Origin of the sequence: Arthrobacter sp. NPDC093125 (assembly GCF_044754225.1) — a bacterium.
In the GTDB taxonomy this organism is placed as follows: domain Bacteria; phylum Actinomycetota; class Actinomycetes; order Actinomycetales; family Micrococcaceae; genus Arthrobacter.
This window is the reverse complement of record NZ_JBIVOQ010000005.1, coordinates 239,729-260,303: the sequence shown is the minus strand read 5'-3', so window position 1 is coordinate 260,303 and position 20,575 is coordinate 239,729. Positions and strand designations below refer to the sequence as shown.

Here is a 20,575-nt window from a genome sequence, read left to right as displayed (position 1 = left end):
GTCAGGTACGCTCCACATGTTTGAGGGATTTCAGGACACGTTCAAGGTGCCACTGCAGGTAACTGGCCACGAGGCCTGCAGCCTCCCGGCGGTGCAGCGGCAGTGAGGAATCCGCCGTCGTCCAGTTGCCGGTCAGCAGGGCGCCGAGCAGCGCCACCGTTTCGGCGGCAGGGGCCGCTGAGCCGGGGGGACGGCAGTCTCCGCAGACCATGCCGCCCAGCGGGGCGGAGAAAGCATTGTGCGGCCCCGCCGCTCCGCAGCGGGCACAGTGGGTGAAGCTCGGCGCCCACCCGCCCGTGGCGAGGGCGCGCAGCAGGTAGGAGTCAAGGATCAGCTCGGGGGTGTGGTCCCCGCGGCTCAGTGCCGCCAGTGCGCCCACGAGCAGGTTGTACTGGGCGGTGCCGGCTTCGCCGTCGACGTCGGTCAGCTTTTCTGCGGTTTCCGTCATGGCGGCGGCGACGGTGTAACTGGCATAGTCTGCCGCGATGTTCCCGCCATACGCGCCCTTCGCGACGGCCTGGGTGACGATGTCCAGGGATTTGCCGGCGACCAGCTGCAGGTCCGCCACCATGAAGGGCTCAAGCCGGGCACCGAACCGGCTGCTGGTGCGGCGCACGCCCTTGGCGACCGCCCGCACCTGGCCGTGGTGTTTGGTCAGCAGCGTGATGATGCGGTCCGCCTCGCCCAGTTTGTGGGTGCGCAGCACCACGGCCTCATCGCGGTAGGCACGCGCTGCAAATGACTGTTGGACCACGCTTAATCTTCGCACTCTCCCCCGGAAAACCCTGCTTTCCGGGATGCAGGTGCGCCGCCGCGCAAAGCGGCGGCGCACCTGCACATCATGCCTGGACCCGCAGGCTATGCCTCCTGGGCGTCCCGGACGGCGCGGTTCACGGCCGAAATGACGGCCTTCAGCGAGGACATGCTGGTGTTCGGGTCGATGCCGATGCCCCACAGCACGCGCTCCCCGACGGCGCACTCCACGTACGCAGCGGCGCGGGCGTTGCCGCCTTCGGACAGGGCGTGTTCACTGAAGTCCAGCACCCGGACATCCACGCCGTCCTGGCCGAGGATGTCCAGCAGCGCTGCGATGGGGCCGTTGCCGGTGCCGGTCCGCTGGACCTGGACGCCATCCACGGAGAGGGTGGTGTGCAGCGTCATGAACCCGTTGTCGTCGGTCTCGGTCTTGACCGTTCCCAGCGAGTAGCGGCCCCACTGGCGGTCGGCGGAGTCGGAGGGCAGGTACTCGTCCTGGAACACCTGCCACAGCTGCGCGGCGCTGACCTCGCCGCCCACGGTGTCCGTGCGGCGCTGGATAACGCCGGAGAACTCGATCTGGGCACGGCGCGGCAGGTCGAGGTTGTGCTCGTTCTTCAGCAGATAGGCCACACCGCCCTTGCCGGACTGGGAATTGACGCGGATCACCGCTTCGTAGCTGCGCCCCAGGTCCTTCGGGTCAACCGGCAGGTACGGGACCTGCCAGGTGACGTCGGCAACGTCCTTTCCGGCGGCCGCGGCGTCCTTCTCGAGGGCCTCGAAACCCTTCTTGATGGCGTCCTGGTGGGAGCCCGAGAACGCGGTGAAGACGAGATCGCCGCCGTACGGGGCCCGCTCGGGCACCGGCAGCTGGTTGCAGTACTCCACGGTTCGGCGGACTTCGTCAATGTTGGAGAAGTCAATCATCGGGTCGATGCCCTGGACGAACAGGTTCAGCCCCAGCGTCACGAGGTCAACGTTGCCGGTCCGTTCGCCGTTGCCGAACAGGCAGCCCTCGATGCGGTCCGCGCCGGCCATGTAGCCGAGCTCGGCAGCTGCGACCCCGGTGCCGCGGTCGTTGTGCGGGTGCAGGGACAGGATGATGCCCTCGCGGGGGTGGAGGTTGCGGCTCATCCACTCAATGGAGTCGGCGTAAACGTTCGGGGTGGCCATCTCAACGGTGGCGGGCAGGTTGATGATCACCTGGCGGTCAGCGGAGGCCTCGAAAACATCTGCGACGGCGTTGCAGACCCGCACGGCGTACTCGAGTTCGGTGCCGGTGAAGGACTCCGGTGAGTACTCGTACGTGATGTGGGTGTCCGCCAGGGTCTCTTCGTACTTCTTGCACAGCCGGGCGCCCTGGAGCGCGATGTCCAAAATGCCGTCCTCATCCTGGTTGAACACGACGCGGCGCTGCAGGACCGAGGTGGAGTTGTACAGGTGGACAATCGCCTGCCTGGCGCCGACCAGCGACTCGTAGGTCCGCTCGATCAGGTGCTCACGGGCCTGCGTCAGGACCTGAATGGTGACGTCATCCGGAATGTGGTTGCCCTCGATGAGCTGCCGGACGAAGTCGAAGTCGGTCTGCGAAGCGGAAGGGAAGCCGACTTCGATTTCCTTGTAGCCCATGCGCACCAGCAGTTCGAACATCTTCAATTTGCGGGCCGGGCTCATCGGATCGATCAGCGCCTGGTTACCGTCGCGCAGGTCAACGGCGCACCAGCGCGGGGCCTTGGTAATGACCTTGTCCGGCCAGGTGCGGTCAGGCACTTCGACCTTGATCTGGTCCTGGAACGGGATGTAGCGGTGGACGGGCATTCCGGAGGGCTTCTGTGCGTTTCGCATTACTATCGTGGCCTTTTCTGTGAATCAAGAGTGAAAGGGTGGCCGGGCAACACAAACTCCGCAGCGAGGGTGGGCCTTGCGCTAGATCGCGTCTGAGGCCTCGCCGCGGCAGCTAAGAAGAAGCAGTTCTGCACGCACCGTTTCACAGTAACACGGGTGCGTAAGATGAAGGAGCAACACCTCCCGCAACGTCCACCATGCAGACGCTGCACCGGTGCCAGCGCCGGCAGCAGCCCGTCACTGAAGGAGCTTCTGTGCCACATTCGGGGATTGCCCTGTCCAATTTCGACCACGGTGCCAGGCCGCAGGATGACCTGTACCAGCACGTGAACGGGGCGTGGCTCAAGAGCACCACCATTCCGGATGACCGCCCGCTGGAGGGTACGTTCACCGCGCTGCGTGACGGCGCGGAACTGGCGGTTCGGGAAATCATCGAAGAAGCGGCCGCGAAGGGTGAGGCGGCCAGCGGCATCGAGCGCAAGATCGGCGATCTTTACAACAGCTTCATGGACGAGCCCGCCGCAGAAGCGAAGGGCATGGAACCGATCCGTGCCCGGCTTGCCGACGTCTTTGCGACCTCCAGCATCAGCGACCTTGTGGCGCTGGCCGGGCGCCTGTTCCGCTCCGATGTGTCCGGCCTCTTTTACCTGTACCCGGCTCCTGATGCGGGAAATCCCGAGCGGGTGCTGCTGTACACCGGCCAGGGCGGCCTCGGGCTCCCGGACGAGTCCTACTACCGCGAGGAGAAGTTCGCGCCGATCGTGGAGTCGTACCGCGACTATGTGGGCACAATGTTCACCTTGGCCGGCATCCCGGATTCCGAGGATGCTGCGGCCCGGGTTGTGGCCCTTGAAACGGCACTGGCCTCCCACCACTGGGACAACGTCACCCTCCGCGATCCGAAAAAGACCTACAACCTGAAGTCCGCGGACGAGGCACGTGAGCTGTTTCCGCTGTTGGACACCTGGTTTGAAGCCGCAGACATCGTTCCGGACAAGCGCCAGGAGATGGTGGTCAGCACGCCGGACTTCTTCACCGGTGCTGCCGCCCTCCTCAGCTCCGAGTCGCTCCCCGTGTGGCAGGAGTGGCTCGCGCTGCGGGTCATCAACGCAGCCGCCCCGTACCTGTCCCCGGCCTTCGTGGACGCCAACTTTGCCTTCTACGGCACCCGGATCAGCGGTACGCCCCGGAACAAGGACCGCTGGAAGCGGGGCGTCGCCGTCGTCGAAGCGGCTCTTGGTGAGGCTGTGGGGCAGATCTACGTTGCCCGGCACTTCCCGGAGACCCACAAGGCCCGCATGCAGACGCTCGTGGACAACCTGATCGAGGCTTACCGCCAGAGCATCACGGACCTGCCGTGGATGGGCGAGGAAACGAAGGCGGAAGCCCTGCGCAAACTGGGCGCCTTCCGCGCCAAGATCGGCTACCCGGACGAGTGGATCGACTACTCGGCCGTCACCGTTGACCCGTCGGACCTGCTGGGTAACGTCGAACGCGCCCATAACGCCGACGTCGACCGCCACCTGGACGAGGTGGGCAAGCCCGTGGACCACAACAAGTGGCTGATGACGCCCCAGACCGTCAACGCCTACTACCATCCGATGCTGAACGAGATCGTCTTCCCGGCGGCAATCCTGCAGCCGCCGTTCTTCACCGCCGACGCCGATGACGCGGTCAACTACGGGGGTATCGGAGCCGTGATCGGCCACGAAATCGGCCACGGGTTCGATGACCAGGGCTCGCAGTTCGACGGCACCGGCGAACTCCGCAACTGGTGGACCGAGGATGACCGGAAGGCATTCGAGGCGCTAACGGGACGGCTGGTTGAGCAGTTCAACGCCCTCTCCCCCTACGCAGCCCCCGGGCATACCGTCAACGGACGGCTGACGCTTGGGGAAAACATCGGCGACCTTGGCGGGCTCACCATCGCCTACAAGGCTTACCGGCTCAGCCTGAACGGGCAGGAGCCACCGGTCCTGGACGGCCTGAGCGGAGAACAGCGGTTCTTCGCCTCGTGGGCCGCCTGCTGGCGCCAGGTCATCCGCGGGGAGGAAGCCATCCGGCGGCTGGCCACCGACCCGCACTCCCCCAACGAGTTCCGCACCAACACCATCGCCAGGAACCTGGATGCCTTCCACGCCGCGTTCGGCGTCACGGAGCAGGACGGGATGTGGATGCCGCCGGAGGAGCGCGTCAGCATCTGGTAGGAAGCGGACGTCCGCCGTTGCGAACATAGCCGGGGTACAAAGATGCCGGGCCAACCACATGGTTGGCCCGGCATTTCGTTGTAGTCAGGCCCTCCGGCTTGTTCTTGCGTGGTTAGCCCGCGGCGTCCTGGACGATCAGTTCCGGGTTTGCCGTCTGGCAGGTCGCATCCTTGGCCGTCTGGTTCACGATGTCCTTGGGAACCGATGTCTTGCCGAGCTTGGACCCGGAGGCAAAGTCGGCACCCAGGTAGACCTGGACTCCCGCGACGCCTTCCGACGGCAGCACCCGGCTTGCCGGGATGCCGAACAGCGCAGCGACGTCCACTGCCACGTCGGCGAAGTCGGTCCCGTAGTACACCATGGTCGTCTCGACCGGGCTGGCCTCGAGCTGGCCCACCTGGGTGAATCCGCCCGCGATGAGCGCTTCGGCGATTTCCTGGGTCCTGGTCGGCACCGAGGAGCCGTTGGCGACCGTCACGAGCTGCAGGGACTTGTCGTAGGGCGGCACGGAAGGCGTAGGCGTCGGCTTGGCTGTCGGCGTCGGGCTGGTGCTTGGCTTCGGCGTCGCCGGCGGTTTCTCCTTGCCCTCGGGGTCCGTGAGGTCGATGTCCTTCTTCAGGGCTTCAAAGAGTTGGGATGCTGCCGGCTGGGCGGGATCAAGCCTGTTCGGGTCACTGGCGGCCGGAACGGTCGGCACGGCCACGAAGGCAACCTTGCCGACGTCGATCGTCTTGAGCCGGTTGCCGATGGTGATCATGGCCGGCACAGAGGACAGCCCGTCGTCGACCGTCAGGTTCTTGGTCACGACGTCGGCGATGTTGAGCATCTTCACCGGATCGGAGAGGGTGCCGTCATCCTTGATCTTCCTGGTGAGGGAGGACAGGAACCCCTGCTGGGCCTTGATGCGGCCGAGGTCTCCACCGTTGCCGAAGGCGTGGCGGGTCCGCAGGAAGGCAAGGGCCTGCTCACCCTGCACCTGGGACTTGCCCTTGGGCAGCCGGAGCCGGGAGTCGGGATCGTAGACGGCGTCGCTGATGCAGACCTCCACGCCGCCGACGGCGTTGGACAGTTCCTTCACGGCGTTGAAGTCGGCCATCATGAAGTGGTCCACCTCGAGGCCGGTGAGCTTGTTCACGGTGTCGACTGCGCAGCCGATACCGGCTTCACCCATGGCCTCGTTGATCATCACGTCCTGGCGCGCAGGGTACTTCTTGCCGGTCTTCTGGTCGGTGCATTCCGGGATGTCCACGAGAAGGTCCCGGGGGAAGCTGACAACGCTGACGCGTTTGTTGTCCTCCGAGATATCCATGAGCATCATGACGTCCGACTTGCCGTAGCCCTTGGAATCATCCGCCGTGCCGTAGTCCGCGTTCTTGCCGTCCCGGGTATCGGATCCCAGGATGAGGATCTGGAGCCGTCCGGTCGCGTCGTCCACGGAGTCGGTTTTGTTGCTGCCCGCGCCGAGGGCGGACGACGAAATGTTCGACTGCAGCCTGAAGTACCAGTAGCCGGCAAACGCCAGGCCTCCGAGCAGGACAAGGGACACGACGGCGGTTGTCACCTTCAGCCACACGGGCATGTGGCGCATGTTCAAATGCCGGGCAGCGCCCACGCGGGCGTCTGCGGCATGCCGGGCAGCTGGCTCGGACCGGGCGGGTGTGCCTGGCCCTTGTGCGCGGTTGTCGCGGCGTAGCACCACAGGGTGTACCTTCCTCTAAAAATGAAATCCGCCCTATTTTAGTTGCCGAGTCTGGGAAAACCCCGGAAGCGGCGCCGGGACCGGCCCGCCGGGCGCGGCGGATTGTGCCTTAGGGACTGCGGAACGCCGCTGGGCACGGAACGCTCCGGCCCGCGCCGCCCGGACCCGGAGGGCGCGAACAGGGCGGCTAGAATCCCAGCTTCACGAGCTGCTTGGGGTCCCGCTGCCAGTCCTTCGCGACCTTGACGTGCAGGTCGAGGTAGATCCGCGTCCCGAGCAGGGCTTCGATGCCTTTGCGTGCGTTCGTGCCGACCTCCCGCAGCCGGCTTCCGCCCTTGCCGATGATAATGGCCTTCTGGGAGGGGCGTTCCACGTAGAGGTTCACGCGGACGTCGAGGAGCGGCTTGTCCTCGTCCCGCCCTTCACGCGGCACGATCTCCTCGACGACGACGGCCAGGGAGTGCGGCAGTTCGTCCCGGACGCCTTCAAGCGCGGCCTCGCGGATGAGCTCCGCCACCATGACCGCTTCCGGCTCATCCGTCAGCTCACCGTCGGGGTACAGCGGGGGCGACGGCGGCATGTGGCTGATCAGGACATCGGTCACCGTGCCCACCTGGAAACCGTCCGTAGCCGAGACCGGCACGATGTCTTTCCAGCCTTCTTCGCCGAGGACTTCCCGTCCCAGCGCGGCGACGGCCAGCAGCTGTTCTGTGAGTGCCTGCTTGTCAACGAGGTCCGCCTTCGTGACAATGGCGATCACCGGCTTGCGGCCCACAGCTGCAAGCTGGGCGGCAATGAACTTGTCGCCCGGGCCGATCTTTTCGTTGGCCGGGATGCAGAAGCCAATGGCGTCCACTTCGGCCAGTGTGTCTGCCACAAGGTCGTTGAGGCGCTTCCCCAGCAGCGTGCGCGGCCGGTGGAGGCCCGGCGTGTCCACCAGGACCAGCTGGGCGTCCTCCCGGTGCACGATGCCCCGGATGGTGTGGCGCGTGGTCTGCGGTTTCGCGGAGGTGATGGCCACCTTCTGGCCCACCAGGGCGTTCGTCAACGTCGATTTCCCGGCGTTCGGCCGGCCTACCAGGACCGAGAACCCGGCGCGGTAACCGCCAAAGGGTGCATCGCCGTCGGCCTTATTCTGCTTGCTCACGTGGAACTCCCTGTTGCATGTGTTCTGCCTCGTCGAGAAGGTCTTCAAGGTCAGTATCGTTTGGAACGGCGCCTTTTGGAACGGCGGCCGCAATGATGTGGCTGACGCGGTTGCGGCGGCCTTCAAGACGCTCGGCCCGCAGCGATACTCCGTCGACCTCAACGGTGCTGCCCACGATCGGAACGCGGCCCAGGGCCTTGGCCAGCAGGCCGCCCACGGTATCCACTTCGTCGTCGTCAAGTTCGAGGTCAAAGAGTTCGCCGAGGTCGTCAATGCTCATCCGGGCGCTCACACGGAACGTGCCGTCGCCCAGGTCCACTGCTTCGGCGCTTTCGGTGTCATATTCATCCACGATCTCGCCCACCAGCTCCTCGATCAGGTCTTCGAGGGTGACCAGCCCGGCCGTTCCGCCGTATTCGTCGATGACAATAGCGACGTGCGTGGACTCCTTCTGGAGTTCGCGCAGCAGGTCGCTCACGGGCTTGGAGTCGGGAACGTAGCGTACTTCGCGGGCAAGCTCATCAACCAGCGGAGGCTCCTCGCCCGGCGCCAGGTTGTGAAGCACCGCCGCCACGTCCTTCAGATAGATGATTCCGAGGATCTGATCGGTGTTTTCACCGATGACCGGGATCCTTGAGTATCCGGAGCGGAGGAACAGCGACATGGCATGGTGCAAGCTGGAACCGGCCTCAATGCTCAGAATGTCCGTGCGGGGGACCATGACGGAGCGGACCAGGGTGTCACCGAAGTCGAAAACGGACTGGATGAGTTCGGCCTCGTTGTCCTCGATCACGTCCGATTCGGTGGCCCGGTCCACGAGCTCACGGAACTCTTCCTCGCTGAAGAACGAGTCGTCTCCGCCCGGCGAACCGGGCGCCACCGCACTGCCAAGCCGCACCAGCCAGGCGGGGATGGGGCCGAGGACCCAGGCAAGGAACCTGACCATCGACGCCGAATAAAGCACCACGCCGGCGGAGTGGGAACGGCCCAACTGGCGCGGCGACACTCCGACGATCACAAAGCCCAGGACGGCCATGATGCCCGTTGCCGCCAGGCCGGCGAGCCATACATTGTCCAACAGGCTGTAGAACAACACCGCGACGGCAACCGCCGAGGCAGTCTCGAACCAGATGCGCCAGAACCTGAGCGCACGCATGTGCGTCATGGGCTGGTCCAGGATGCGCCGCAGCGCCGTGCCGCGGCTCTTCAGGAGCGCCTGTTCGGCGTCGTGCCGCGGGAGAAGACTGAATGCCGCCTCCGCTGCCGTCAGGAATGCTGCGACAGCCAGGAACACCAGCGCCATGCAGACAAGGAGCAGGGACGTCACTGGATGGTCTCGGAAGGAGCTTCTTTGCCGGTGAACGCCGCGAGCAGCTCGCGCTGCAGGCCGAACATTTCTGCTTTTTCTTCGGGTTCCGCGTGGTCATAGCCCAGCAGGTGCAGGATGCCGTGCGTCGTCAGCAGCAGCATCTCGTCCTGGGTGGAGTGGCCGGCGCCGCGTGCCTGGACTTCCGCCACCTGGGGGCAGATGGCGATGTCGCCGAGCATCCCCTGCGGTGTCGGCTTGTCCGGGGTGCCGGGGGTGAGCTCGTCCATGGGGACGGAGAGCACGTCGGTGGGGCCGGGTTCGTCCATCAGCTCGATGTGGAGTTTCTCCATTGCTGGCTCATCCACGAGCAGGAGCGACAGCTCCGCCTGGGGATGGATGTACAGCTGCTCGAAGATGAACCGGGCCAGGGCGACCAGCTGGGCCTCGTCCACCTGGACGCCCGATTCGTTGTTCACTTCGATGCTCACGCGTGTTCCCCCCGTTTTTCCCGGGCGCCGCTTGCCTGCCGGGCGTCGCTGGCCTGCCGCGCCTCGCTTGTCTGACGGGCGTCCCGGGTGGCAGCGTGCTTGACCCGGTTCCGCTGGGCTTCATCCCAGATGCTGTAGGCGTTGACGATGTCGCCCACGAGCCGGTGGCGCACCACGTCCGCGGCGTCGAGGACCGAGAAGCTGACGTCGTCGATGCCCTGCAGGATGTTTTCGACGATCCGCAGGCCCGAGCGGGTTCCGAACGGGAGGTCCACCTGGGTGACGTCACCGGTGACCACCATCTTGGAGCCGAAGCCCAGGCGGGTCAGGAACATCTTCATCTGTTCGGGCGTGGTGTTCTGTGCCTCGTCCAAAATGATGAAGGCGTCGTTGAGCGTGCGGCCCCTCATATAGGCCAGGGGCGCCACCTCGATGGTGCCGGCCGCCATGAGCCTCGGGATCGACTCGGGGTCGATCATATCGTGCAGCGCGTCGTACAGCGGCCGAAGGTAGGGGTCGATCTTGTCGCTGAGCGTTCCCGGCAGGAACCCGAGCCGCTCGCCCGCCTCCACCGCGGGACGGGTCAGGATGATCCGGTTGACTTCCTTTTGCTGCAGGGCCTGCACTGCTTTGGCGACAGCAAGGTACGTCTTGCCCGTGCCGGCCGGCCCGATGCCGAAGATCACAGTGTTGGCGTCGATCGCGTCCACGTAGTTCTTCTGGTTAAGGGTCTTGGGCCGGATGGTCTTGCCGCGGCTGGACAGGATGTCGTGGGTCAGGACTTCCACGGGATTCTGCAGCGACTGGCTGCGCAGCATCAGTACCAGCTGCTGCAGCACTGCCGGAGTGATGACCGTGCCACGGGCGACCAGGCCCCGCACTTCATGAAGGAGCCGCATGATGCGGGGAACGTCCAAAGCGGGTCCGCTGATGGAGAGCTCATTGCCCCTGACATGGAAGCTGACGGCCGGGAACTGCTCTTCGATGAAGCGGAGGGCTTCGTCGTGGCTGCCGAGAGATTGCACCATCTGATCAGAGTTGTCGAAGATGACCACCTCTGTTCGGATTCCTGGCAGAGTATGCGGGAAGTCACCCGCGGTGCGGTCCCCCGTGTTGAGGCGACGCTTTCCGTTTGCTGATTCAGTCATGGTGCCGGCCGGCAGGCCTGGGATTCCCTCCAGTTTCGAACTATCTCTTAAGCGTCCTTCCATATTACGCCAGCGCAAAGCCCTGCCTACCGCCGGACGCAGCCGCGCAGGCCTTCAGATTCCGTAACGGGTTCCCGGGATTTGGTATCAAGTTTGTATCGGCCTCATATCGTTCCCGTTGCAGTTCGGCCGCCCGGTACCGGATCGGGCTGGCGCTGCCGGGCCTTGTGCCATGCTGGAATTACAGCTGGCGGACATGGCTCAGCCCTGCCCGCAGCAGCTGTGAATGCCGCTGCCTGCGGCGACCCGACAGGCAGTCCCCGCCATAGCGAAAGGAGCAAGGACATCAGGAAGCCAGGATCAACCGGCCGGACCGCGGTAGCCGGGCGGATGCGCTCCGCGCTGTTGCTGGGGCTGCTTCCTGCCACGTTGCTCCTGACAGGATGTATCGCCGATCCCGGCCCAGCCGCACCCACTGCCGGCAGCCCCACACAGACCCGGCTGTCGAACGGCGTCGACAGCGCCCCCACCACCAGCGCACCGCTGGAAACGATGCAGTCCTCCAACAAGGCTCCTGTGTACTGGATCGGCCGAAGCAATTCGGACGTCTACCTCTACCGCGAGTTCAGGGACGTCCCGGGCGAGGACAACCCCATCACCAAGGCGCTCCGGGCCATGATGTCCGAGGCTCCCCTGGACCCTGACTTCTTCACCCCCTGGCAGAACCCCAAAAACCTCGCCACCTCCATTTCGGGGACGAACGTCATCACGGTTGATGTTTCCGCCGATGCCTTCAACAGCAATCTGGACGCGGACATGGCGCAGCGCGCCATCCAGCAGCTCGTGTATACGGCGACCGCCGCGGGAGCGAGCTCCGGCCTGGTCGACGCCGCCCAGCAGCTTGAAGTCGTGATCCTTGTGGACGGGCATACGGACTACCACGCCTTTAAGCACGTCAAGCTTGGCGCACCGATGCCCCGCAGTGTGGGCATGGTCGCTCCGGTGTGGATCATCGATCCCCAGGAAGGCGTCGAGGTTGCCGACGGCCGCGTCAAGATCAACGGCCGCAACACCGTTCCCGGCGGAAAGCTGCAATGGCAGATCCTGAAAGTCCAGGAGAACCGCGAGAAAGAGAAGTACCTGGACGGCGAGGCCACGGCCGCCACAGAGGCCGAGGCGTCGGGCATCTTCAGCGTCACCGTGAAGCTGGCGCCCGGCGATTACGAGATCCGCGTCTCCCAGGTTGATCCCAGCCGGCCCGATAACGAGCCCAATGTAGACACCAGGGGCTTTTCAGTCCGCTAGCTGTATTAGCCGCGGACGTTAGTGACAGTCGGCGCTGATGCGGCAGCCTGTTGTGCCGCTACCAGCGGCCCAGGACATCACTTGCGACGACGACGGCGGCCGGCCCGGCCGTTGACGACCGGAGCACGTGCGGTCCCAGGAGGGCAGTGACCGCCCCGGCGCTGCAAAGCTTCGTGACTTCCCGCGGGCTAATGCCGCCTTCCGGCCCGACGATCAGCAGCACGTCGCAGGGGTCCTGATTCTGGCGCCCGGCTTCCTGCCACGCCTCCAGCACTCCGCGCAGGGGCCTGACGGCGTCTTCATGGAGGATCACGGCCAGCGCGGCGTCCTCCACCTGCTTCACGAGGCCGGAGGTGTCGACGGCGGCACGCACCCCGGGGATCCAGGCCCGCCGGGCCTGCTTGGCCGCGGCAGAGACCGCCGACTGCCACTTGCCGAGGGCCTTGGCAGCCCTGTCGCCCTTCCATCGGACGATCGACCGGTCGGACTGCCACGGGATTACCGCATCGATGCCCAGCTCCGTGGCAGTCTCGATCGCCAGTTCATCGCGGTCGCCCTTGGCCAGGGCCTGGACGAGCACCAGGCGGACGGCAGGGCGGTCCTCCGCCGTGACGGATGAACATTCGACGGTCAGTACCGCCGGCGCCACCTTGGTGACCGTGCCCGTGAGGCGCCGCCCGGCGCCGTCGGCAATGTCCACAGGCTCCCCCACGGCCAGCCGCTTGACTGTCACGGCGTGCCGCGCTTCGGCACCGTCCAGCACGAACAGCGAACCCTCGCGTACCTCATCCAAGGAGCCTGCGGGCGTAAAGAATACCGGGTTGCTCACCGCTACAGGTTACCGAAGCGGTCCCGGAGCTTCGCGAAAACGCCGCCGCTCGCGGCCAACTTGCCCTCGGAGTACTGCTCGCCGCGGAGCTTGGCCAACTGCCGCAGCAGGTCCTCCTGGGCGGGATCGAGTTTCGTGGGTGTTTCAACCTGCAGATGGACCTTGAGGTCACCGCGGCCGTAACCGCGCAGGTGCGTCACTCCCAGGCCGCGGAGGGTGATGATCTCACCCGACTGCGTTCCGGCCTTGACGTCGATGTCCTGCTTTCCGTCGAACGTGTCCAGGCTCAGTTCGGTGCCCAGCGCGGCGGCGGTCATGGGGATGTGCAGGGTGGCGTGCAGATCGTCGCCGTCGCGGACGTACGTCGGGTCGTTGTTGACCCGGATTTCGACGTAGAGGTCACCTGCCGGTCCGCCGGCCGGGCCCGCCTCGCCCTGTCCGGACAGCTGGATCCGGGTACCGGTGGCGACGCCGGCAGGAACCTTGATGGTCAGGGACCTGCGGCTGCGGATGCGGCCCTGGCCGCTGCACTCGTTGCAGGGATCCTTGATGACGGTGCCGAAGCCTTCGCAGGAGCCGCAGGGCGCGGACGTCATGACCTGGCCGAGGATGGAGCGGACTGCCCTCTGCACCTGGCCGCTGCCGCCGCAGATGTCGCAGCGCTCCGGATGCGTGCCTTCACGGCAGCAGGAACCCTCACAGGTGGGGCAGACGACGGCGGTGTCAACCTCGAGCTTCTTGTTCGCGCCAAAGACGGCGTCGCGCAGGTCGATGCGAACGCTGATGAGGGCGTCCTGTCCGCGGCGGACGCGTGAGGCGGGGCCGGCCGTGCCGCCGGCGCCGAAGAAGGTGTCGAAAATGTCCTGGAACGCGAAACCCTGGCCAGCGTAGCTGCCCCCGCCGAAGCCGTTGTCCGTGCCGTTCTCGTTGCCCGTAGTGTCATAGACCCGCCGCTTCTGCGGATCCGAAAGCACCTCGTAGGCGTGCGTGACGGCCTTGAAGCGGTCAGAAGCCTCCGGGCCCGGGTTGACGTCCGGGTGCAGGGTACGGGCCAGCTTGCGGTAGGCCTTTTTGATTTCTTCTCCGGTGGCTTCCGGGGAGACTCCGAGAACGTCGTAGTGGCTGCTCAAGTCTGTATCTTCTCCTGGTTATGGTGCCTGGGGTGCCGGGGTCACGGACCGTGCGGTTACGGGCCGAGAATCCTCGAAAGGTAGCGGGCCACCGCTCGAACGGCGGCCATGGTGGTGGGATAGTCCATGCGGGTGGGCCCGAGGATGCCGACCTTGGCGGTGGCGTCCGGCCCGTAGCCGGTGGCGACCACCGACGCCTCGGCCAGGCCGTCGTAGGGGTTTTCCCGTCCAATGCTGACAGCGATGCCGCGGTGGTCCTGGGCCATCTCGCTGAGGAGGCGGAGCATGACCACCTGCTCCTCGAGCGCCTCGAGTACGGGGCCGATGCTGAGCGGGAAGTCGACATTGGACCGCGCGAGGTTGGCCGTGCCGGCCATGACCATGCGGTCTTCCCGGCTGCTGTGCGAGAGCGCTTCGAGGGCCTTGCTCAGGGCGTGCGCCGCAGGGCGCTCGTTGGGGGCGCAGCCTGCGACGACAGCCGCCGAGTGCTGGGGCAGCAGGGTCAGCGGAGTGCCGGCAAGGCCGGTGAGGAAGCGGGTGCGGAGTGACGTCAGCGCATCATCGCTGAGTTCCTGGCCGACGTCGATGACACGTTGCTCGACCTTCCCCGAGTCGGCAATCAGCACGATCAGGACCTTGCGGGGCGCCATCTGAACGAATTCGATGTGCCGCACCACGGCCCGGCTCAGGTGCGGATACTGCACGACGGCGACCTGGTTGGTCAGTTGCGCCAGGAGCCTTACCGTACGGTCAAGGACGTCGTCGAGATCCTCGGAGCCCTCCAGCAGTGACTGGATCGCCCGCCGCTCAGCGGCAGACAGCGGCTTGACAGCCGAGATCTGGTCAACGAACAGCCGGTACCCCTTGTCAGTGGGAATCCTGCCGGCGCTGGTATGCGGTGCAGTAATGAGTCCCTCATCTTCCAGGGCTGCCATGTCGTTGCGGATGGTTGCACTGGAAACGCCCAGGTGGTGGCGCTCAACAAGCGCCTTGGATCCCACGGGTTCGCGGGAATGAACGTAGTCCTCGACAATGGCGCGCAGCACTTCAAGCTTGCGCGGTTCGCTCACAATCCACCTCCGATCGACCGTTCCTGGGCACCAGCAGGGCATTGCCCGGCGTCATGGTTAGCACTCGACATCCCTAAGTGCTAACAAGTCTAATATGAGTCCGCCCGTTGTTAGCATTGGTACCGCTTCGGGCGAAATCCGGAGCCGTGTCCGCCGGAGGCCTTTCCTGTGACGGGCGGCCGACTCCTAGTGCAAAGCGGTGTTATCGATGCAGTACCAGTCCTGGGGCCCGCAGGAAATTTCAGCGCCCGCCAAGAACGAGCTGCCCGAGGTTCCAGTCGAGCGCGGGATGGTGCTTGAAGATGTCCAGTCCGGCTGGGTGGGTGCTGTGGTCCGGGTGGAGAAGTCAGGCGGCATGCACGTTGTGGCCCTTGAGGACCGGCGCGGCAAATCACGCTCCTTCAAACTCGGTTTCGGGTTCCTGCTGGAAGGCCGGCCCATCCGGCTGATGCCTCCTGCGCCGGCCGCCAAAAAGGCAGGCTTGGTTCCGCCCGGCCGGACGGCCTCCGGGTCCGTCCGCGTCGAGGGCCAGCGCGCCCAGGTGGCCAAGGCCAGCCGCATCTGGGTTGAGGGAAAGCACGACGCCGAACTCGTTGAGAAGGTCTGGGGTGATGACCTCCGGGTGGAGGGCATCGTCGTCGAGCCCCTGCACGGCATTGACGATCTGGCGGGCGCCGTGGCGGCGTTCCGCCCGGGGCCCGGCCGCAGGCTGGGAGTCCTCGTGGACCATCTGGTCCCCGATTCCAAGGAGTCCCGCATCGCGGACGCCGTCATGGCCTCTCCCGGCGCGGCGGGAAATGTTCTCATTGTGGGCCACCCCTACGTGGACGTGTGGCAGGCGATCCGGCCGTCGGTCCTCGGCATCCCACAGTGGCCCGTGATCCCCCGCGGCACCGACTGGAAGACCGGGATCCTCGCAGCCTTTGGCTGGCCGCACGAGACGAAGGAAGACATCGGGCTGGGCTGGCAGAAGCTGCTGGGGGCGGTCCGCACCTACGCCGATCTCGAACCGGCCCTGCTGGGCAGGGTGGAGGAAGTCATCGACTTCCTTACGGTGCCCTAGCTGAGGCCGCGGTTGCCGCCCTGTCCGTAATCCGCTGACCGGGGAGCCGGTCGTCCAATGCGTTCGCGACCCAGTATTCTTGGAAGGGCGCCACTCGCGCTGCCGCCGTCCCGGTTCTGCCGGCCGGCCGCGAACCTGAACTACCGGCAACACCGCACCAACGTACGTTTAAGGAAGACATACCGTGGCAGACGACGCTCGCGACCGCAGGGACCTCCAGTCCGGCCCTGACCGGCCCCAGTACCATGGCGTGCCTGCGAATGCGCTTCCGCTGACCGCCAGCGAAGACCGCCAGTGGGCAACCCTGTCGCACTTCGGCGGCATCCTCGGCTGCGTGCCGGCGCTGCTGATCTATCTGATCTTCAAGGACCGTGGCCCGTTCACAGCCCAGGAATCCAAGGAAGCCCTCAACTTCACCCTGCCGCCTACCATCGCGGCTGTCGTGGCCAACCTCCTGGTGCTCCTTCCGGTGGTGGGCAACATCTTCGCCGTGCTCGCGACCCTGATCTGGATTGCACTGACGTGCTTCTCGGTCTCGGCCGGCATCCACGTGAACCGGGGCCAGCCGCACCGGTACCCGTACAACCTCCGCTGGATCAAGTAATCCCCACCCGCACCCTAGCCTCGCAAGCTCGGCCAGGGAACCCTGCGGGCGTGGGCCCAGCGCACCCTAGCCTCGTAAGCTCGGCCAGGGAACCCTGCGGGCGTGGGCCCAGCGCTAGTCCGGCAGGATCCTGCGGACCACGGCGTCAGCGAGCAGGCGTCCCTTGAGCGTCAGGACAAGGCTGCCCCGGAAGGCCTCGGCAGGCTCCACGAGCCCGTCGGCAATAAGGCCTGCAACTGCATGCCTCCCCTGGTCCGACAGGGTGCTGACGGCGAGTCCTGAAGCCAGGCGGGCCTCGAGCATGATCCGTTCCATTGCACGGGTTCCGGCATCGAGGGTCTCGCGGCCGGCAGCGGGCGACACCCCGGAACCGAGTCTGCCTGCGTAGGCGGTGGGGTGCTTCACGTTCCACCAGCGGACACCGCCGACGTGCGAGTGGGCGCCGGGTCCGACGCCCCACCAGTCATCCCCGCGCCAGTAGGCCAGGTTGTGACGGCATGCCTGTTCGGCAGTGGCGGACCAGTTGCTGACCTCGTACCATCGGAGCCCGGCGTCGGTGATCATCTGGTCGGCGAGTTCATATTTGTCGGCGTGGTCGTCGTCGTCGATTCCGGGTACTTCACCCCGGCGGATCTGGGCGGCGAGCTTGGTGCCGTCCTCAACGATCAGCGCGTAGGCGCTGATGTGGTCCGGCTGGTACGACAAGGCGGTTTCCAGGGAATAGCGCCAGTCCTCAAGGGACTCCCCCGGCGTTCCGTAGATCAGGTCCAGGCTGACCGCGAGCCCCGCGTCGCGCGCCCACTGCACCACAAGCGGGACACGGCTCGGACTATGAGTGCGGTCAAGGACCTTCAGCACGCGGGGCACCGCGGACTGCATGCCGAAGGACACCCGTGTGAAGCCCGCGTCGGCGAGCAGTTGCAGGGATTCCGGCGTGACCGAGTCCGGGTTGGCCTCCGTGGTCACTTCGGCACCCGGTTCGATCCCCCACCGGTCTATGGCCGCGCCAAGGATTCTGGCCAGGTCCTCTGCCGGCAAAAGCGTTGGCGTTCCGCCGCCGAAGAACACCGTGCGCAGCTTCCTGGCAGGCAGGCCCGACTGCTCGAGGACCCGCACGGCAAAGTCCACTTCGGAGATGGCGGTGGAGGCGTAGGCGTCCTGGGAAGCACCGCCGCCGAGTTCGGTTGCGGTGTAGGTGTTGAAGTCGCAGTACCCGCAGCGCACCGCGCAGAACGGGATGTGCACATAAAGCCCGAAGGCACGGTCGGCTGCACCGTCCGCCGCCTGCTGCGGCAGCAGGCCGTCCGACGGAGCCGGGTCACCCAGGGGAAGAACGCTAGGCATGTGTGCGGCCTCCGGAGATTCCGGCCACGGTCATCACTACTTCTTGGCCTTGTCCTTGGATTCGTCGGTGGTCAGGGCTGCGATGAAGGCTTCCTGCGGCACTTCCACCCGCCCCACCATCTTCATGCGCTTCTTGCCTTCCTTCTGCTTTTCCAGCAGTTTGCGCTTACGGGAGATGTCACCGCCGTAGCACTTGGCCAGAACGTCCTTGCGGATGGCGCGGATGGATTCACGGGCGATGATCCGCGAACCGATGGCAGCCTGGATGGGCACCTCGAACTGCTGGCGCGGGATGAGCTCGCGCAGCTTGCCGGTCATCATCACACCGTAGGCGTAGGCCTTGTCTTTGTGGGTGATGGCGCTGAAGGCGTCCACCTGTTCGCCCTGCAGCAGGATGTCCACCTTGACGAGGTCGGCGACCTGTTCGCCGTCGGCCTTCCAGTCCAGGGAGGCGTAGCCGCGGGTCTTGGACTTGAGCAGATCGAAGAAGTCGAAGACGATCTCGGCCAGCGGCATCCAGTACCGCAGCTCAACGCGGTCTTCGGACAGGTAATCCATGCCGCGCATGACGCCGCGGCGGCCCTGGCACAGCTCCATGATGGCACCGACGAACTCGTTGGGGGCCAGGATGGTCGCGGCCACCATGGGCTCGCGGACCTCGTTGATCTTTCCGGAGGGGAACTCGCTGGGGTTCGTCACGGTGACCACGTTCTTGTCCTCGAGCGTGACCTCGTAGACCACGTTCGGCGCGGTGGAGATCAGGTCCAGGTTGAATTCGCGTTCGAGGCGCTCACGGACGATCTCCAGGTGCAGGAGGCCGAGGAAGCCCACGCGGAAGCCGAAGCCGAGGGCTGCGGAGGTCTCCGGTTCGTAGATCAGGGCTGCGTCGTTCAGCTTGAGCTTGTCCAGCGCGTCGCGCAGCACAGGGTAGTCGGTGCCGTCCAGCGGATAGAGGCCTGAGAACACCATCGGCTTGGGATCCGCGTAGCCGCTCAGCGATTCCGCGGCAGGCTTGGCGAGGTTGGTGACGGTGTCACCCACCTTCGACTGGCGGACGTCCTTCACGCCGGTAATGAGGTAGCCCACCTCGCCGACGCCGAGGCCCTTGGAGGGGGTCGGCTCCGGGGAACTGACGCCGATTTCCAGGAGCTCATGGCTGGCCTTCGTGGACATCATCTGGATGCGCTCGCGCGGGTGGAGCATGCCGTCAACCACGCGGACGTACGTGACCACGCCGCGGTACGTGTCGTAGACGGAATCAAAGATCATGGCCCGGGCAGGTGCCTCCGGATCGCCGACCGGTGCAGGCAGGTCGCGCACGATCTTGTCCAGCAGCGCCTCGACGCCGACGCCGGTCTTCCCCGAGACCAGCAGCACGTCCTCGGGGTCCCCGCCGATGAGGCTGGCCAGTTCGGCGGCGTACTTTTCGGGCTGGGCGGCCGGGAGGTCGATCTTGTTCAGGACCGGGATGATGGTGAGATCGTTCTCCATGGCCAGGTACAGGTTGGCCAGCGTCTGGGCCTCAATGCCCTGCGCTGCGTCCACCAGGAGAACCGCACCTTCGCAGGCGGCCAGGGAACGGGACACCTCATAAGTGAAGTCCACGTGGCCCGGCGTGTCGATCATGTTCAGCGCGTAGTTCACACCATCCAGTTCCCAAGGCATGCGGACAGCCTGGGATTTGATGGTGATGCCGCGCTCTCGCTCGATATCCATGCGGTCCAGATACTGGGCCTTCATGTCGCGGGACTGCACGACGCCGGTGAACTGCAGCATGCGGTCGGCCAGGGTGGACTTACCGTGGTCAATGTGCGCGATGATGCAGAAATTCCGAATGATGGCCGGATCTGTCGCGGCGGGCACCGGGGCGGTGCGGGCCATGGGAGACACGCAGGGTCCTTACTGTTGGCATTTCAGCGGCGTCATTCCGGCAATGTCCTGCCGTCCTGCTGCTGCCGCGTTTCTGAACCTCTAGTCTCCCACGTTCGGGCCCCGTGCAGTACATTCAGAACTGTGCCCGGCGCCTGGCTCCAGGTGGGCCGCAGGCTTCCGCGGCATCCCGGCCATGCAGCATCCCCATGCACTGGCGGCTCCGGGACGCGCCGCAACCCGCCAAATGGCCCTTCCGCCCCGGATTCTGCTACTATTTACAGCTGTGTGTCCGTGCAGGTCGACGGCCACTGATGGTTGGCCGCCATAGGTATCCCCACGCCGCTCAGTCAATGGCCAGCCTGAAAGCCCTCTAGACCATTTCCGCATTAAAAAGAGAGTTCACACGTGGCAAATATCAAGTCCCAGAAGAAGCGCATCCTGACCAACGAAAAGGCTCGCCAGCGTAACAACGCCGTCAAGTCCGAGCTGAAGACTGCCATTCGCGCCGTCAACGCAGCCGTTGAGTCCACTGACAAGGACGCTGCTACTACTGCGCTCGTTACTGCCAGCCGTAAGCTGGACAAGGCTGTCAGCAAGGGTGTTCTGCACAAGAACAACGCTGCAAACCGCAAGTCGGCGATCTCCAAGAAGGTCAACGCACTCTAAGGTTTTCCAGTTCAACTGAACTGATGGTTATGGCCGGCACCGGATGGTGCCGGCCATATCTCTTTAACCCAGCCGCCTCTATAATCCAGCCGC

At 65.4% G+C, this 20,575-nt stretch carries 17 protein-coding genes; 5 read left to right on the top strand and 12 right to left on the bottom strand.

Features of this window, described 5'->3' with window-relative positions:
• Position 1 precedes the first annotated feature (1 nt).
• Both recO and leuA read right to left on the bottom strand, forming a co-directional pair.
• A complete protein-coding gene (gene recO / locus ACIP9X_RS12820) occupies positions 2-754 on the bottom strand; it encodes a DNA repair protein RecO (protein WP_400480117.1) in 753 nt (250 codons plus the stop codon).
• A 104-nt stretch (positions 755-858) separates the two neighbouring features.
• On the bottom strand, positions 859-2,601 hold the full coding sequence (gene leuA / locus ACIP9X_RS12815; RefSeq protein WP_400480116.1) for a 2-isopropylmalate synthase: 1,743 nt from the start codon (positions 2,599-2,601) through the stop codon (positions 859-861).
• Positions 2,602-2,855: 254 nt separating this feature from the next.
• On the opposite strand from leuA, the gene ACIP9X_RS12810 reads away from it, so the two are divergent.
• Entirely contained in the window at positions 2,856-4,808 is a 1,953-nt protein-coding gene (locus ACIP9X_RS12810; protein ID WP_400480115.1) for a M13 family metallopeptidase, read from the top strand.
• Between the two features lie 112 nt (positions 4,809-4,920).
• Here ACIP9X_RS12810 and ACIP9X_RS12805 read toward each other — a convergent pair whose 3' ends face one another.
• From ACIP9X_RS12805 to ACIP9X_RS12785, 5 genes are all read right to left on the bottom strand, one after another.
• Positions 4,921-6,507, bottom strand: coding sequence for an LCP family protein (locus tag ACIP9X_RS12805; RefSeq protein WP_400480114.1), 1,587 nt, complete (start codon positions 6,505-6,507; stop codon positions 4,921-4,923).
• 187 nt (positions 6,508-6,694) lie between these two features.
• Positions 6,695-7,654, bottom strand: a complete 960-nt coding sequence (gene era / locus ACIP9X_RS12800) for a GTPase Era (protein ID WP_400480113.1) — start codon at positions 7,652-7,654, stop codon at positions 6,695-6,697.
• Positions 7,638-8,981: a hemolysin family protein gene (locus ACIP9X_RS12795; RefSeq protein ID WP_400480112.1), complete on the bottom strand. Its 1,344-nt coding sequence runs from the start codon at positions 8,979-8,981 to the stop codon at positions 7,638-7,640. Before ACIP9X_RS12795 ends, era begins: the two co-directional genes overlap by 17 nt.
• Positions 8,978-9,451, bottom strand: a complete 474-nt coding sequence (gene ybeY, locus ACIP9X_RS12790) for an rRNA maturation RNase YbeY (protein ID WP_400480111.1) — start codon at positions 9,449-9,451, stop codon at positions 8,978-8,980. The genes ACIP9X_RS12795 and ybeY overlap by 4 nt, the downstream gene beginning before the upstream one ends.
• Complete coding sequence (locus ACIP9X_RS12785) at positions 9,448-10,599, bottom strand: PhoH family protein (RefSeq protein WP_400480110.1); 1,152 nt, start codon at positions 10,597-10,599, stop codon at positions 9,448-9,450. Before ACIP9X_RS12785 ends, ybeY begins: the two co-directional genes overlap by 4 nt.
• Positions 10,600-10,989: 390 nt before the next feature.
• Here ACIP9X_RS12785 and ACIP9X_RS12780 point away from each other — a divergent pair, with 390 nt between their 5' ends.
• Positions 10,990-11,904 carry a GerMN domain-containing protein gene (locus ACIP9X_RS12780; RefSeq protein WP_400480109.1) on the top strand — a complete coding sequence of 305 codons (915 nt, stop codon included), beginning with the start codon at positions 10,990-10,992 and terminating at the stop codon, positions 11,902-11,904.
• A gap of 58 nt (positions 11,905-11,962) precedes the next feature.
• Here ACIP9X_RS12780 and ACIP9X_RS12775 read toward each other — a convergent pair whose 3' ends face one another.
• The 3 genes from ACIP9X_RS12775 to hrcA are packed head-to-tail and all read right to left on the bottom strand — an operon-like array spanning position 11,963 to position 14,933.
• A complete protein-coding gene (locus ACIP9X_RS12775) occupies positions 11,963-12,733 on the bottom strand; it encodes a 16S rRNA (uracil(1498)-N(3))-methyltransferase (RefSeq protein ID WP_400480108.1) in 771 nt (256 codons plus the stop codon).
• A gap of 2 nt (positions 12,734-12,735) precedes the next feature.
• Positions 12,736-13,863 carry a molecular chaperone DnaJ gene (gene dnaJ, locus ACIP9X_RS12770; protein WP_400480107.1) on the bottom strand — a complete coding sequence of 376 codons (1,128 nt, stop codon included), beginning with the start codon at positions 13,861-13,863 and terminating at the stop codon, positions 12,736-12,738.
• A 56-nt stretch (positions 13,864-13,919) separates the two neighbouring features.
• Positions 13,920-14,933 carry a heat-inducible transcriptional repressor HrcA gene (hrcA, locus tag ACIP9X_RS12765; RefSeq protein WP_400480106.1) on the bottom strand — a complete coding sequence of 338 codons (1,014 nt, stop codon included), beginning with the start codon at positions 14,931-14,933 and terminating at the stop codon, positions 13,920-13,922.
• A gap of 208 nt (positions 14,934-15,141) precedes the next feature.
• On the opposite strand from hrcA, the gene ACIP9X_RS12760 reads away from it, so the two are divergent.
• Positions 15,142-15,996 carry a DUF3097 domain-containing protein gene (locus ACIP9X_RS12760; protein WP_400480105.1) on the top strand — a complete coding sequence of 285 codons (855 nt, stop codon included), beginning with the start codon at positions 15,142-15,144 and terminating at the stop codon, positions 15,994-15,996.
• 184 nt (positions 15,997-16,180) lie between these two features.
• Positions 16,181-16,600: a DUF4870 domain-containing protein gene (locus ACIP9X_RS12755; RefSeq protein WP_400480104.1), complete on the top strand. Its 420-nt coding sequence runs from the start codon at positions 16,181-16,183 to the stop codon at positions 16,598-16,600.
• Between the two features lie 114 nt (positions 16,601-16,714).
• Here the strand turns inward: ACIP9X_RS12755 and hemW are convergent, their stop codons facing one another.
• Both hemW and lepA read right to left on the bottom strand, forming a co-directional pair.
• Positions 16,715-17,944, bottom strand: coding sequence for a radical SAM family heme chaperone HemW (gene hemW, locus ACIP9X_RS12750; RefSeq protein WP_400480103.1), 1,230 nt, complete (start codon positions 17,942-17,944; stop codon positions 16,715-16,717).
• A 36-nt stretch (positions 17,945-17,980) separates the two neighbouring features.
• The gene (gene lepA / locus ACIP9X_RS12745; protein ID WP_400480102.1) at positions 17,981-19,834 is read right to left on the bottom strand and encodes a translation elongation factor 4; all 1,854 of its coding nucleotides are present in this window, start codon (positions 19,832-19,834) and stop codon (positions 17,981-17,983) included.
• 387 nt (positions 19,835-20,221) lie between these two features.
• On the opposite strand from lepA, the gene rpsT reads away from it, so the two are divergent.
• On the top strand, positions 20,222-20,482 hold the full coding sequence (gene rpsT, locus ACIP9X_RS12740; RefSeq protein WP_400480101.1) for a 30S ribosomal protein S20: 261 nt from the start codon (positions 20,222-20,224) through the stop codon (positions 20,480-20,482).
• Positions 20,483-20,575: the final 93 nt, after the last annotated feature.